14 protein-coding genes are annotated in these 14,406 nt (G+C 71.9%); 6 read left to right on the forward strand and 8 right to left on the reverse strand.

Annotated features, from left to right (window positions below; genetic code table 11):
* Window positions 1–41: 41 nt before the first annotated feature.
* Complete coding sequence (locus HF323_RS00465) at window positions 42–320, forward strand: GlsB/YeaQ/YmgE family stress response membrane protein (protein ID WP_169580622.1); 279 nt, start codon at window positions 42–44, stop codon at window positions 318–320.
* Window positions 321–594: 274 nt separating this feature from the next.
* On the opposite strand, the gene HF323_RS00470 is transcribed toward HF323_RS00465, so the two are convergent.
* From HF323_RS00470 to HF323_RS00500, 7 genes are read right to left on the reverse strand one after another with little or no spacing between them, the layout of a single operon-like run.
* Complete coding sequence (locus tag HF323_RS00470; protein ID WP_169580623.1) at window positions 595–1,722, reverse strand: glycerate kinase; 1,128 nt, start codon at window positions 1,720–1,722, stop codon at window positions 595–597.
* Between the two features lie 17 nt (window positions 1,723–1,739).
* Window positions 1,740–2,105: an L-rhamnose mutarotase gene (locus HF323_RS00475; protein WP_169580624.1), complete on the reverse strand. Its 366-nt coding sequence runs from the start codon at window positions 2,103–2,105 to the stop codon at window positions 1,740–1,742.
* A gap of 29 nt (window positions 2,106–2,134) precedes the next feature.
* A complete protein-coding gene (locus HF323_RS00480; protein WP_169580625.1) occupies window positions 2,135–2,920 on the reverse strand; it encodes a DeoR/GlpR family DNA-binding transcription regulator in 786 nt (261 codons plus the stop codon).
* A complete protein-coding gene (locus HF323_RS00485) occupies window positions 2,917–3,765 on the reverse strand; it encodes a class II fructose-bisphosphate aldolase (RefSeq protein ID WP_169580626.1) in 849 nt (282 codons plus the stop codon). The genes HF323_RS00480 and HF323_RS00485 overlap by 4 nt, the downstream gene beginning before the upstream one ends.
* A complete protein-coding gene (locus tag HF323_RS00490) occupies window positions 3,762–4,721 on the reverse strand; it encodes a PfkB family carbohydrate kinase (protein WP_169580627.1) in 960 nt (319 codons plus the stop codon). Before HF323_RS00490 ends, HF323_RS00485 begins: the two co-directional genes overlap by 4 nt.
* Complete coding sequence (locus HF323_RS00495; protein ID WP_169580628.1) at window positions 4,718–5,668, reverse strand: ROK family protein; 951 nt, start codon at window positions 5,666–5,668, stop codon at window positions 4,718–4,720. Before HF323_RS00495 ends, HF323_RS00490 begins: the two co-directional genes overlap by 4 nt.
* A 1-nt stretch (window position 5,669) precedes the next feature.
* Window positions 5,670–6,599 (reverse strand): SIS domain-containing protein, encoded by a 930-nt coding sequence (locus tag HF323_RS00500; RefSeq protein WP_223169114.1) that lies wholly within the window; start codon window positions 6,597–6,599, stop codon window positions 5,670–5,672.
* A gap of 119 nt (window positions 6,600–6,718) precedes the next feature.
* Between HF323_RS00500 and HF323_RS00505 the strand changes: the two genes are divergently transcribed.
* A complete protein-coding gene (locus tag HF323_RS00505) occupies window positions 6,719–8,521 on the forward strand; it encodes a sigma-70 family RNA polymerase sigma factor (protein WP_169580629.1) in 1,803 nt (600 codons plus the stop codon).
* 72 nt (window positions 8,522–8,593) lie between these two features.
* The gene (locus HF323_RS00510) at window positions 8,594–9,277 is read left to right on the forward strand and encodes a FadR/GntR family transcriptional regulator (RefSeq protein ID WP_169580630.1); all 684 of its coding nucleotides are present in this window, start codon (window positions 8,594–8,596) and stop codon (window positions 9,275–9,277) included.
* A gap of 42 nt (window positions 9,278–9,319) precedes the next feature.
* On the opposite strand, the gene HF323_RS00515 is transcribed toward HF323_RS00510, so the two are convergent.
* Window positions 9,320–10,306 carry an aldo/keto reductase gene (locus tag HF323_RS00515; RefSeq protein WP_169580631.1) on the reverse strand — a complete coding sequence of 329 codons (987 nt, stop codon included), beginning with the start codon at window positions 10,304–10,306 and terminating at the stop codon, window positions 9,320–9,322.
* Between the two features lie 163 nt (window positions 10,307–10,469).
* On the opposite strand from HF323_RS00515, the gene HF323_RS00520 reads away from it, so the two are divergent.
* From HF323_RS00520 to HF323_RS00530, 3 genes are all read left to right on the forward strand, one after another.
* Window positions 10,470–11,318, forward strand: coding sequence for a fumarylacetoacetate hydrolase family protein (locus tag HF323_RS00520; protein WP_169580632.1), 849 nt, complete (start codon window positions 10,470–10,472; stop codon window positions 11,316–11,318).
* An 18-nt stretch (window positions 11,319–11,336) separates the two neighbouring features.
* The gene (locus tag HF323_RS00525; protein ID WP_169581304.1) at window positions 11,337–12,098 is read left to right on the forward strand and encodes an SDR family oxidoreductase; all 762 of its coding nucleotides are present in this window, start codon (window positions 11,337–11,339) and stop codon (window positions 12,096–12,098) included.
* 77 nt (window positions 12,099–12,175) lie between these two features.
* Window positions 12,176–14,314, forward strand: coding sequence for an Ig domain-containing protein (locus HF323_RS00530; RefSeq protein WP_169580633.1), 2,139 nt, complete (start codon window positions 12,176–12,178; stop codon window positions 14,312–14,314).
* Window positions 14,315–14,406 lie beyond the last annotated feature (92 nt).

Here is a 14,406-nt window from a genome sequence, read left to right on the forward strand (position 1 = left end):
CTCACCCCCCGGGGACGGCACGAACAAGGGAGAGGGAAAACATGCTCTGGACCATCCTCGGGCTCATCATCATCGGCCTCATCGCAGGTCTCATCGCTCGCGCTGTCATCCCCGGCAAGCAGAGCATGGGCATCCTGCTGACGATCGTCCTCGGAATCGTGGGATCGTTCGTCGGCGGCTTCCTCGGGTTCCTGCTCTTCGGCGCGGACCCGAGCGGCGGCTTCCTGCAGCCGGCCGGCATCATCGGCTCGATCCTCGGGGCGATCATCGTGCTCGGCCTGTACGTGCTGTTCACGCGCCGCCGCAGCGTGGCCCGGTGATCCACACCTGCTGACTTCCAGCGCCCGGACGGGGCTGCGCGACTGATCCGCGCAGCCCCGTCCGCGTGTGCGCACACCGGTGTCTTCGGGAGGGACCCGGGAGATGCCGGGTTGGGGACCGACATCTCCCGGGTGTGGAGGGAGCCCCCGGCTCGACCTCACACAGGGGATGAGAGCGACACACCAGAGCGCTCTCGATACGTAGAGACACAACGGGCCTCGCCATTACGCGGTTTCGCAGAATTTCTTCCAGAAGTTCTGCGCGACGGGTCGGTCAGCGCCGAAACCGCTGCGCCAGCTCGGCTCCCGCCGCCGAGAGCCAGCGCGCAGGCTCTGCGAGAGCGGCGTCGGCGCTGCCCGAGATGACGGTGAGCGACAGCGCGTGCGCGAACTCCGCCGTCGACACGTCGGGGGCGATGCGCCCGGCGACGAGCGCGGTCGGAACGTCGGCCGCGCGGGCGACCGCGCGCACGAGAGCGGGCGCTTTGCCGCTCTCGGACTGCCCGTCGTAGGAACCCTCGCCGGTGACGACGAGGGATGCCGTCGCGACCGCATCCTGCAGGCCGACAAGATCGGCGACGGCCTGCGCTCCCGGCACGAGCTGCGCGCCCCATGCGAGCAGCCCGAAGCCCGTTCCGCCCGCGGCCCCCGCACCCGGTGACTCGGGATCGGCGGCGAGCAGGGAGGCGAGGTGGCCCAGACCCAGGTCGAGAGCCGTGACCGTTCCGGGATCGGCGCCCTTCTGGGGCGCGAAGACCGCCGCCGCGCCCTGGGCGCCGCACAGCGGATTGGTGACGTCCGTGAGCACCGTCACGCCGCCCGGCGGCAGCGCGGCCAGCGAAGAGAGGTCGGCTGCCGCGATCGAGCTGAGGCCGCGCCCGCCGGGCGGGACGGCGCGGGCCGAGGCATCCGTGAATCTCGCCCCCAACGCCGCGAGCATGCCGGTGCCGCCGTCCGTCGACGCACTCGATCCGATGCCGAGCACGAGGCGCGAGACACCGTGCGCCAGCGCCGCCGCGATCGCCTCGCCGAAGCCGCGGGTGTCGGCATCGAGCGGACGCAGTCGCGGCGGGCGACCGAGCAGCTCGATTCCCGAGGTCGAGGCGAGCTCGACCACGGCGGTGCCGCAGGGGGCGTCCTGATCGGGCGGGAGCAGCAGCCAGGATGCCTCGACCCGCCGATCGTCAGGACCGGTGACGGTCACCGGCATCCGCGTCGCACCCGGGACCGACGCCGCGAACGCGTCGAGCGTGCCCTCGCCTCCGTCGGCCATCGGCAGGAGCCGCAGCTCACGGATCGGGTCGACCGAGCGCCACCCGTCCCGCACGGCACGTGCGGCCGCGGCGGCGCCGATGCTGTTCTTGAACGAGTCGAGCGCGATGACGACGGGGCCCGCGCTCATCGGGTCGCTCGGCCGCATCAGCCGGCGGTCTCGGACCACGCGGTGCGCACGTCGTCGCCCGATACCTGGCGGTTCGGCGTCATCGCCCAGATCGGCTCGAGGTGCAGGGTCGCGTCGGGCGACGGCGAGCCCAGCGCCCCGATGATCTCGTCCCATTCGGGGTCGATGGGGTCCAGCGCCGCCAGGCGGCGCGAGAGGGCCTCGAATCCGTCGGCGGTCTCGAGAACGTGGACGAGCTCGTCGCCGTCGCGCCAGATGCTGTAGCGCACGACCCCCGCCTCGCGCAGGGCGCGGGCGATCGCCTCGGGTATCTCGGCGTGGACACGGCGATAGGTGTCGGCCGCGCCCGGTCGCAGGGTCGTGCGCTGGACGAAGAGTTCCATGGGGGAGGCTTCCTGTCGGAGGATGTCGTCTAAGCGAGGATGAGCTCGTAGCCCGCGTCGGTGACACGCTGTCGCTGCTCGGCGGTGGCCGAGGCATCCGTGATCACCGTCGAGAAGAGACCCGGACGCCCGATCCCCGCGAACGAGCGCCGGTCGAGCTTCGTCGCGTCGGCGACGATCACCGCGCGCTCGGCGCGCGAGGCCATCAGCGCGCTGACCGAGGCCTCGCGCTCGTCGTGGGCGGTCGGGCCGACGGCCGCGTCGAAGCCGTTGACCGCGATGAACGCGATGTCGAGGGTGATGCTGCCGAGGACCGCCTCGGCGTAGGAGCCGACGAGCTCATAGGACCGCGCGTGGACCACGCCGCCGGGCATGACGGTCTTGATCTGGGGACGCATGGCGAGCTGCATGGCGATGTTGACGGCATTCGTGACGACGGTCAATCCCGGCTCGGCCGACGGCTCCATGACGTCCGCGCGCGACATCAGGGCGTCGGCGATGGCGGTGGCGGTGGTGCCACCGCTCAGCCCGACCACGGCGCCGCGGGGAACGAGCGTGCTGGCTGCGCGCGCGATCGCCGCCTTCGCCTCGGGATTCTGCAGCTTTTTGTACCGCAGCGGGAGGTCGTACGCGACGGAATGGGCGACAGCGCCCCCGCGGGTCCTCGTGAGGAGCTGCTGCTCGGCGAGCGCATCGAGATCACGGCGCGCGGTCGCCGGTGACACCGTGAGCCGCTCGACGATCTGGTCGACCTCGATCTGACCGGTCTCGGCGAGCAGGTCCAGCACGGCGCTGAGTCGGTCGGCTCGATTCATGTGACTCCACCCGTCGATGCGAACAGGGCGAGCAGGCGGGCGGACTCACCCCGCACCGCAGCGCGGCCTGCCGCGATGTACTTGCGTGAGTCTACGGCCGTGGCGTTCTCGGCCAGGAATGCCCGCAGCGCGCTGGTGAAGGCGCTGTTGAGGTGGGTCGACACGTTGATCTTGGTGAGGCCGGCCGCGATCCCTTGGATGATCGTCTCGTCGGGCACCCCCGAGGACCCGTGCAGCACGAGGGGGACCGCCACGCTGTCGGCAAGGCGCGAGATGAGGTCGAGGTCGATCGACGCGACCCGTTCGGTCATGGCGTGCGAGGAGCCGACGGCGACCGCGAGCGCGTCCACCCCGGTCTCGGCGACGAACGCGGACGCCTCTGCGGGATCGGTGCGGACTCCCGGCGTGTGCGCACCCCCCTTGCCCCCGATCTCACCGAGCTCCGCCTCGACCAGCACCCCCGCTGCGGCGGCCCGCTCGACGACGCGGCGGGTCTGGGCGACGTTGTCGGCGAAGTCGAGCTTCGCGCCGTCGAACATGACCGACCCGAAGCCGGCATCGATCGCGCGGAACGCCAGCTCGGGGTCCTCCGCGTGGTCGAGGTGCACCGCGACCCTCGCCGGCGTGGCCTCGGCCGCGGTCAGCATCGCGCGTGCGATGGGGTCGAAACCGCCGTGGTAGGCGACGCAGTTCTCCGAGAGCTGCAGGATCACGGGCAGCCCGGCGTCCTCGGCGCCCGCGATCAGCGCTTCCGCCGTCTCGAGGTGGACGACGTTGAAGGCGCCGATGCCCCTCCCTCCGGCGTGAGCCTCGTCGAGGAGCGTGCGGGTGGCGGTGAGGGTCATGCAGTCACCTCGGTGATCGTCGTGATGAGCACATCGGCCTCGAGGGCCTCGTGCCGCGGGCTCAGCTCTCCGGCCAGCGGCATGAGCACGGCGGCGGCCGACCAGGCCGTCGCGCGCCGGGCCAGGGCGATCCGTGCTGCATGCGCGGAACTCCCGGCCGACCACAGGTCGTCGCCGGCAGCCAGAGCAGCGGCCACGGCGGCGACGGCGGCATCGCCGGCGCCCGTGGCGTTGCCCCGGAGAGGCCGCGGAAGGCGGGCTGAGATCGGGTCGCCTTCTCGCGGGAAGAGGGCGAGGCCCTCCTCGCCGAGGGAGAGCACGACGAGTCCGGCGCCGAGATCCCGCAGAGCGCGCGCGCCGGCACGAGGATCGGCCAGCCCCGTCGCGGCCTCAAGCTCTTCGCGGTTGGGCTTGAGCACGTGCGCACCGGCGCGCGCGGCAGCCAGGAGGCCGGGGCCGCTGGTGTCCACGACCACCGGTGCGGACCGGGCGACGCGGCCGACCAGAGCGGCGAGCTCGCCCGGACCGAAGCCGGGGCGGAGGCTGCCGCTGATGGCGACCGCACCGGCGGAGACGGCGACCGTCTCGGCTGTCTCGGCCAGCGCGGTCGCCTCGGCCAGCGTGAGCGGCGCGCCCGCCTCGTTGAGGATGGCCGTCTCTCCGGTCGCCTCATCGACGATCGCTGCGCTGCGGCGGGTCGGTGACGCCGTGGGGATCAGCCGATGGGGAACACCGGACTCCTCGAGGTCGACGCGGAACTGGTCGCCCGTCGCCCCGCCGACGGCCGTCAGCGCCACGACGTCGTGACACAGGGAGTGGAGCACCCGCGCGACGTTCAGGCCCTTTCCGCCGGCGCGCGCGGTACCTTCCGGAACACGGTGGGTCGCGCCCGGGACGAGGCGCGTGACGTGCCACGTGAGATCGAGCGCGGGGTTGGGCGTGACGGTGAGGATCATGCGGCGACCTGCTCACGAGCCAGGAGCGCCGCACCCAGCAGGCCGGCCTCGGCGCCGAGCTGCGCCGCCACGAGACGGGGGCGCCGCTGGTAGCTCAGACGTGCGTCCAGGCGCGAAGCCAGAGGGTCGAACAGCGCGGCCCCGGCGCGCGAGAGCCCGCCGCCGATGACGATGGCCTCGGGTGCGATCGTCGAGGAGATCTGCGTCAGCGCGAAAGCGAGGGCATCGAGCGCGGAGTCCCATACGGCCGCGGCATCCGGATCACCGGAGGTCGCGAGCGCGACGACTTCGCGTGCCCCGGCCACACCCCGACCCGATCGCTCGCTGTAGCGGCGCGCGATCGCGCCCGTCGAGGCGATCGCTTCGAGGCATCCGCGTCCGCCGCACACGCACCGGGGTTCCTCGGCGACGGGAGCGTGCCCGATCTCGCCGGCGTATCCTCCGCCGCGGTGCTGACGACCTCCGAGGATCAGCGACCCCGCGATCCCCGTGCCGATGATGACGACGACCGCGTCGTCGACGTCGCGCGCGGCTCCGAGCCGATGCTCCGCCCAACCCGCGGCGGCCACGTCGTGGTCGAACGCGACCGGGAGTCCGAGAGCGATCTCGGCCAGGGCGCGCAGGGGGGCGTCGCGCCAGCCCATGTTGCTCGCGTAGACACCGGTGCCACGGTGGGCATCGACGATGCCCGGTACAAGCAGTCCGGCCGAGCCCGGGCGGACGTCGGGGTGCGCGGCGCGGAGTTCGGCGGCGAGTCCGGCGACGTGGCGCACGACCGCCGCAGCCGTGCGTGCGCCATCGCGGGGGGTCGCGGTCCGGCGGAGGCCGAGCACCCGGCCCTCGGCGTCGACCACCGCCGACTTGGTGTCGGTTCCACCGACGTCGAACGCCAGCACGGCGGTGCCGGCGCCGAGCGGCGACGGCGCCAGCGCGCGGTCGGTGCTCATGTCAGCCCCCGAGAATGACCGAGCGCGTGAGGTTGCGCGGCGAGTCCGGGTCGAGTCCCCGGGCTCGCGCCCTCAGCAGCGCGACGCGGTGCGCGCGCACGAGTTGGGCCATCGGATCCGACGCGTCCGTCTCGAAGCGCGCGCCGGTCACCGCAACATCGCCCGCCAGCCCGGCGGGGGGCTCACCGAAGTGCCACGTCACGCGCCCCGGCGCGGCGATCGAGATCGGGCCGTGGCGGTACTCCATCGACGCGTACGACTCCGTCCACGACTGCGACGCCTCGCGCATCTTGAGGGCAGCCTCGTGCGCCAGGCCGACGGCCCAGCCGCGGCCGAGGAACGTGTACTGCTCGGCGTCGACCAGCGCGGGATCGAGGTCGTCGGCGACCGCCGCCTGGGCATCGGCGATCGCGCCGTCGAGGCTCTCGCCCAGCGATGCGCGGAAGAGCGCGAGGGCAGTCGTGGCGAACCGCGTCTGCACCACCGAATGCTCGTCCGCGAAGGGGAGCGTGATGGCGTGGTCGACGAGATCGACCCCGGGGGATGCCTCGTCTCCGATGACACCGATCGTGCGGACCTGGCCCCGCACCTGCTCGAGGAGTTCGAGCACTTCCGTGGTCGTTCCCGATCGGGTCAGTGCGACGATCGCGTCGTAGCCCCTGTCGACGAACGCCTCGGAAGCCGCGAAGGCGTCGGTCTCGCCCTGACCCCCGGACTCGCGCAGCCAGGCGTACGACTGCGCGATGAACCACGAGGTGCCGCATCCCACGACGGCGACGCGCTCGCCGAAGGCGGGGAGGGCGCGCTGCTCGTCCCGCAACGCGGCCGCGCGAGCCCACGTCTCGGGCTGCGAGGCCAGCTCGCGTTCCATGTGGGTGCCGAGGGTCGTCGCGGGCGAGGACGAGGACAGCGCGATGTCAGGGATGCTCATGGCTCCTCCGGGCAAGGGTGAGAGTTTGATGATTGTAAATGATCGATAGTGCTGCAAAGCAATCATCCGTATGATTGATTCGACCACGTTGCGCGCGAACTGTCCAGACGGAGACCGAGATGAGCGAAGCCTCGGAGCGGGGGAGAGAGGTCTCGCGCAGCGATGACGACCTCCTCGCGGAGGCGCGCGCCGGCTGTGCGGAGGCGTTCGGCGAACTGTGGCGCCGCCATCAACCCAGGGCCGTGTTGTTCGCGCGCCGCTACTCCGCGATCGCCGCGGCGGACGATCTCGTCGCCGAGGCTTTCGCTCTCATCCTCGACGCCCTGCGCGCGGGTGGGGGGCCGAACTCGGCGTTCCGCCCGTACCTCTTCTCGGTCGTGCGCAACACGGCGTTCCTCTGGGCGCGCGATCGCAATCGCGAACAGGACACCGACGACTTCGACGACTTCGTCGGTGCGACTTCCCCCGAGGCATTGAGCGTGGATGCGGCGGAGAAGTCGATCACGCTCCAGGCGTTCCGGGCGCTCCCGCAGCGCTGGCAGGACGCCCTGTGGTACGTCGAGGTCGAGCAGCTCCCCCGCGACGAAGTGGCGACACTGCTCGGCCTGACCCCCAACGCGGTCTCGGCACTGGCGTTCCGCGCGCGTGACTCGTTGCGCACCGCATGGCTGCAGGCGCATCTCGACACGGCGACGCTGCCGCGACCGTGCCGGGCGACTTCCGCCCAGCTGGCCGGCTACGCGCGCGGGAGCCTGTCGCGCCGGGACGCACGGAGAGTGGGTGCCCATATCTCGCGCTGCCCCGACTGCCGCTCACTCCTGGATGAGCTCGACTGCGCGGCGTCCCGGCTTCCCCGGGTCGTCCTGGTCGCCTTCCTCGGCGTGGCGGGCGCGGCGGCGTACCGGGCCGGCGATCTCGCGGCGCCGGTGTCGGCAGCGGCGGCCACGGGATCGACCGCGATCTCCTCGCTTCCTGGACCTGCCGGGGCCGGGAGCGCCGCCGCCGCCACGCCCGGTTCGCTGGCCTCGGCGCCTTCGCTCCTCGGCTTTGCGGCCATCGGTGTGGCCGTCGCGGGTGCGCTGGCCGTCGGGACGATCGCCGCGGGCGGGGGCGCGGAGACGCCGGCGACCGCCGAGGCGACGGCGATCGCACGGGCCGAGCCGCCCGTGCCCTTGCGGGTCCCCGCTGACCGCGCCGACGGCGGGACGCCCCCGAGGGCCCCGGAGGTGCAGCCGCTTCGTGAGAGCGCACCCGAGCCTTCGCCGCCGGCCCCGGACGCGCCTCCGCCGTCCGACGCGCCACCGGCCCCTCCCTCCTCCGACGACCCTGCGCCCGTCGTGGAGCCGCCCGAGCCGACACAGCGACCGGCACAGCCGGCGGCACCGATGATGTCGACTCGATGGGCACCGGGCGCGCTCGCCCCGCCCCCCTCGCCGCCCGCCGGCGTGGCCGCTCCTGCCGGCGAGCTCGCGGTGGACCCCCAGGGCTGGGTGCAGCCCTCGGCGGCGGGAACCGGCACCCCCGGCGCCGTCGTGGAGATCCTGCTCGCGGGCGCCGTCATCGCCACTGCCCCGGTCGACGCCGGGGCGTGGAGCGTCCCCTCCCTCGCGCTCCCGCTCGGCGACAGCCCGCTCGAGATGCGCCAGCGGGAGGGAGGAGAGACGTCGCCCCGGGTGCCGCTCGGTGTGGCGACGCTGCGCACCCCGGACGTGGCGGTGGCGCGTGTCTCGGCCTGCACGGCGACGTTCACCGCGCCACCCGGCTACGCGATCCTGTACGAGGGCTACGCCGCGCCCGCCGACTTCATCTCGCTCACCGTCTCTTCTCCGCAGGCGATGCCGCAGGTCGTTCGCGCTCGCGTCGTCGAGAAGGCGACCGGACGGACCTCGAGCGGGTTCGAGGTCCTCGTGCCCGCCTGGTAGACGCCGACGACGCTCGAGCCAGCGTCGACGAGAGATCCGATGTCTGGCGCGGCGCATCATTAGGATGGCGCCATGGCCGTGACCGATGAGGCGATCCTCAAGATCCGCGAGATGATCACGTCCGGTGATCTGGCTCCCGGGGACCGTCTTCCGCCCGAGAAGGAGCTGAGCGAGCGGCTCGGTCTGTCGCGAAGCTCCCTCCGCGAGGCGGTCAAGGCGCTCGAAGTCATCCGCGTGCTGGATGTCCGCCGAGGGGACGGGACCTATGTCACGAGCCTCGAACCGCGCCTGCTCCTCGAGGCGATGGCCTTCGTGGTCGACCTGCACACCGATCGATCGGTGCTCGAGATCTTCGCCGTGCGCCGCATCCTCGAGCCCGCAGCCGCCGCCCTCGCCGCGGAAAGCATCACTCCCGACGCGCTGGCCCGGCTCGACGACATGATCGGATCCATCCATCCGGGGACGGAGGTGGAAGAGCTCGTGCGGCACGACCTGGACTTCCACCACGCGATCGTCGAGGCATCCGGCAACGCGTACTTGAGCGGGCTCGTCGAATCCATGTCGAGCGGCACCGTCCGCGCCCGTCTCTGGCGCGGCATCACGCAGCGCGGCGCGACCGAGCGCACGATCGCCGAGCACCGCGGCATCCTCGAGGCGCTGCGCCGGGGAGATGGGCGGCTCGCCGAGGCGCTCACGCTGGTGCACATCGCGGGTATCGAGGAGTGGCTGCGGGATGCCTCGCGGCCCGAGTCCTGACGTGCGCGCTGCCCGTCGGGGCGACGCCGGGGTCCGGTCCCCTCAGTGGTCGGCCGGGGGATCCGCGGACAGGAGGGGATCCCTGACGAGCCCGCGCTGCGCAAGGGTCGACCACAGCTCATCCGGCAGCGGCGCAGCCATGCGCGTGAGGTTCTCGCGGATCGATGAGGCGTTCGCAGTTCCGACCACGACGGTGGCCACGACCGGGTTGCGCAGGGCGAACTGCAGTGCGGCCGCAGGAAGCTCGACGCCGAACTCACGGCACGTGCGCGCCACCTCCTCCGCGCGGTCGAGGATCTCACGCGGCGCCTCGCCGTAGTCGAAGGTGCCGCCGTTGCGAGGGGCCGTGCTCGCGAGCAGGCCGGAGTTGAACGGCGCGGCCGCCACGATCTTCACCCCTCGCTCTGCGGCGATCGGCAGAAGGTCGTCAGCCGCCCGCTGGTCGAGGAGCGTGTACCTTCCTGCGACCATCACGACGTCGAGGTCGCCCTCGGCAACCGCCCGCGCGGCGACCGCGGAGTCGTTCACGCCGACGCCGATCGCGCCGACGACCCCCTCGTCGCGCAGTGCTGCCAGGGCGGGCAGCCCTTCGGCGAGACCTCGGTCGAGGTCGTACGCCTCGGGGTCGTGCAGGAAGGCGATGTCGATGCGGTCGACTCCCATCCGCTCGAGGGAGTCCTCGATCGAGCGCCGCACGCCATCGGCGCTCGGATCGAATCGGCGGACGAGGTCGTCGGGCACGTCGAAGCCGTTGGCGAGGTCCCGGCCGCCCGAGAACGCGGGATTGGGATCGAGCAGTCGCCCCACCTTGGTCGAGATGAGGTACTCGTCACGCGGCTTCTCGCGCAGGAACGCCCCCAGGCGGCGCTCCGCCAGTCCCAGTCCGTAGTGGGGGGCGGTGTCGTAGTAGCGGATGCCGCCGTCCCACGCTGCGTGCAGGACCTGCCGGGCCCTGTCGTCGTCGACTTCGCGGTAGAGGTTGCCGATCGGGGCGGTGCCCAGTCCGAGGCGGCCGAAATCGACGGTCATGGGATTCCCCTCCGAGTGGGTTCTGTCCGCCACCGGTGGCGGACGGTCCATTGTTGCATCAAACATCCGACGTATCGGGTGCTTGATCCTCGAACCTATGCGACAATCGGCGCGTGGGGTGAATTCCGATCCCCAGAGTTCCGACGTTCGGAGGAGTGGTTCGATGAAGTTCTCACGGCTGGGGCCGGTCGGCGCGGAGATGCCCGTCGTCTGGGACGGCGAGCGCGCGTACGATCTGCGGCCCATCACGGACGACATCGACGGCGCCTTCCTCGAGCGGGGTCCCGCCGACGCCGTGCGCCGGGCGCTCGACGAGGGCCGGCTGCCGCTCGTCCCCGATGCTGCGGCGCTGCGCGTCGGCGCACCGATCGCCCGGCCGTCCGCCGTCTACTGCATCGGGATGAACTACGCCGCGCACGCCGCGGAGTCGGGCTCGGCCCCGCCCGAGAACATGGTGATGTTCATGAAGTCGCCGAACACGATCGTCGGCCCGGACGACGCGCTCGCGATCCCGAAGGGGAGCACGAAGACCGACTGGGAGGTCGAGCTCGGCGTCGTGATCGGGGCCCGCGCGTCGTACCTGGAGTCCGTGCTCGACGCGCGCGGGCACATCGCCGGGTTCGTGATCGCCAACGACCTGTCCGAGCGCGACTGGCAGCTCGCGGTGTCGGGCGGCCAGTGGTCGAAGGGCAAGTCCGCACCCGGCTTCTGCCCTCTCGGCCCGGTGCTCGCGACTCCCGACGAAGTCCGCGCCGACGACCTCCGCCTGCGCAGCTGGGTGAACGGGGAGCCGCGCCAGGACTCGCGCACCGCCGACCTCATCTTCGGCATCGACCGCATCGTGTGGGAGCTGAGCCAGTACCTCGTCCTCGAGCCGGGCGACCTCATCCTCACCGGCACCCCCGAAGGCGTCGCGCTGTCGGGGCGCTTCCCGTACCTCGCCGCCGGCGATGTGGTCGAGCTCGAGATCGAGGGTCTCGGACGCCAGCGTCAGAACGTCATCGCCCGCTGAACCGGAGAGAGCATCGTGATCAGACCGCTTGAGAACCTCGTCGCCATCGTGACCGGCGGAGCGTCCGGACTCGGAGCCGCCATCGCGCATCGCCTCCGCGAAGGCGGCGCGACGGTCGCCGTCTTCGATCTGAATCCGGATGCTGCGCCGCACGCCGATCTCGCCGTGGCGGTGGACGTCACCGACGACGGCTCGGTGGTCGCCGGTGTCGCCCAGGTCGCCGAGGCCTTCGGCCGCATCGACATCGTCGTGAACAACGCGGGAATCGGCGCGCAGGGCGACATCGCCGCCAACACCGACGAGGAGTGGCACCGCGTGTGGGACATCAACGTCGTGGGCGTCGCGCGGGTGAGCCGGGCCGCCCTCCCGCACCTGCGCCGGTCGCCCGCCGCCGCCATCTGCAACACCTCGTCCGTCGCCGCCACGGCCGGCCTTCCGCAGCGCGCTCTCTACAGCGCGACCAAGGGGGCGGTGCAGTCGCTGACGCTTGCCATGGCCGCCGACCATCTCCGCGAGGGTATTCGGGTGAACGCCGTGAACCCCGGCACGGCCGACACTCCGTGGATCGATCGCCTCCTCTCGGCTTCCCCGGACCCGGCCGCCGAACGCAAGGCCCTCGAAGCCCGGCAGCCGCATGGACGGCTCGTCTCGGCCGACGAGGTGGCCGAGGCCGTGGCCTATCTCGTGAGCCCGCGGTCCGGGTCGACGACCGGAGTCGCGCTCGCGGTCGACGGCGGCATGCAGGCTCTGCGCCTGCGTCCGCTCACAGAATCGAAATAATTCGCAAAACCGCGTCACCGATCTGCCCGATCTGTCTCTACCGAGTGCAGTTCCCCTCACACGGAAGGCAGTTTGCAATGACGCGAAAGATCACACCATTCGCGGTTCTCGCCGCTCTGGCGGCGACCGCCCTTTTTTCCGGCGGCATCGTCGCACCCCCGGCGAGCGCCACCGCGGTGGCGCTCGGCTCCCCGTGCGCCGCTGATCCGCTCCTCGACGAAGCGCAGCGGGCCATCGAGGTCCTGGCCGAGGACCTGAGCGCCTTCACCGAGGCGGCCGCCATCAACTCCGAGGCCATTGCGGCGCTCAAGGCGATCGCGACGAAGGACGACTCGCTGTGGCTCGATGAGTGCGGAAAGGCATTCTTCAGCGAGCCCTTGGCCGAGCATGACGATCACATCGACCCGGTGGTCGACGCGGCCGCTCCCGCGGTGAGCCTGATGCGACCTCTCAGCGAGACGTTCGAGCTGGAGTCCCGGCCCGGATCCGATCGGACGATCTTCCTCGACTTCGACGGGCACACCATCGAGGGCACCGCGTGGAACAAGCGGGTGAACAGCGCTCGCATCGTCGCCGAGGCCTACTCGATCGACGGCGACGAGTCGACCTTCAGCGATGCCGAGCGCACCGAGATCCAGCGCGTGTGGCAGATCGTCTCCGAGGACTACGCGCCGTTCGACGTGAACGTCACCACGCGCAACCCGGGTGATGCCGCCATCACACGCAGCTCGGCCGCTGACCTCCAGTTCGGCTCGCGCGTGGTGATCACCGCCGATCCCGGCAACATGCAGAAGCTCTGCGGATGCGGCGGGCAGGCGTACATCGGCGTGTTCAGCCACGACAGCGACCACGCCTACTACCAGCCCGCGCTGGTGTACACGGACGGAGTCGGCACGACGGGCAAGGCCATCGGCGAGGCGACATCGCACGAGGTCGGGCACAACTTCGGACTCACGCACGACGGCACCCCGACGGCCGACTACTCGAAAGGCACCGAGCCCTGGGCGCCGATCATGGGCGTGGGCTACGCCCAGCCGGTCTCCCAGTGGAGCAAGGGCGAGTACAGCGGAGCGAGCAACACCACGCAGGACGACCTTGCGGTGATCGCACAGAGCGCGCCCCGCGTCGCCGACGACCACGGCGACGGGGCTGCCGCGAGCGCGATCGCGGACGGTCAGGAGATCGAGGGTGTGATCGAGACGCGGACGGACGTCGATGCATTCCGGTTCACCGGCAGCGGCTCGACGACGATCACGGTCAGCACACCGCAGCAGTTCGGCGATCTGGACGTGCTCCTGACGGTCCGCAATGCGCAGGGCGCGGTCGTCGCGACGGTCGACCCGGGCGTCGCGAAGGTGAACGAGTCGCAGGCGACCGGACTCGGCGCGACGTGGAGCGGAGATCTGCCGGCCGGCGGCGCCACCTACACCGCGACCGTCGACGGCATCGGCACAGGTGACCCGCTCACCCCCGGGCTGTACTCGGACTACGGCTCGCTCGGGCGGTACACGATCTCGGTCGAGACCGGAGGTGCGGCGCAGCCGCCCGCCCCGGTGCTGGCGATCAAGCCGGCGGCGCCGGCCGCAGCGACGGTCGGCAAGGCCTACAGCGCGACACTGGCCACGGCGTCGGGCGGGACGGCGCCCTACCGGTTCTCGGCCGCGAACCTTCCCGCCGGGCTGTCGCTCGATGCGGCGAAGGGCTCCGTGAGCGGCACGCCGTCCGCGGCCGGAACGTTCGACATCGCTGTCTCGGTCACCGACGCGAAGAACGTCTCCGCGAAGACCTCGGTACGGCTGACGGTCAACCCCGCGCCGACCACGCCCCCGGCGACGCGGGCGACCGCCGTCGCCTCGCAGTCCTTCAGCGGCAAGGTCGGGTTCGCCTTCGGCGCCCTGCTCGTGGCCACGGGCGGTGACGGGCGCTATGCCTGGTCGGTCGCGTCCGGGACTCTTCCGGCCGGTCTCACGCTCTCGCCGGCCGGACTCCTCTCCGGAACGCCGACCACCGCAGGGACTTTCGCCTTCGGCGCGAAGGCTGCGAGCGCCGGCACCGCGGCGACCGGCATCGTCACGGTGACGGTCGCTCCGAAGGACGCGACCGGCACGTGGACCTGGTCGTGGTCGTGGTCCTCGACGGGCGGCACGGGCGGGCCGATCATCCTCATCCCGGGCCAGCTCGGCCCGTCCGCGTTCTGGACCGCCGTGCCCGTCTGACGCGCACGCGCACCGAGGGGGTCCCTCCTGCTCCGCAGAGGGGACCCTCTCCTCGTGCGGGGGCACGCACGCGGATGCGTCGGATCGCCGCG

The organism is Microbacterium sp. MF43 (genome assembly GCF_012847295.1).
Classification (GTDB): Bacteria; Actinomycetota; Actinomycetes; order Actinomycetales; family Microbacteriaceae; genus Microbacterium.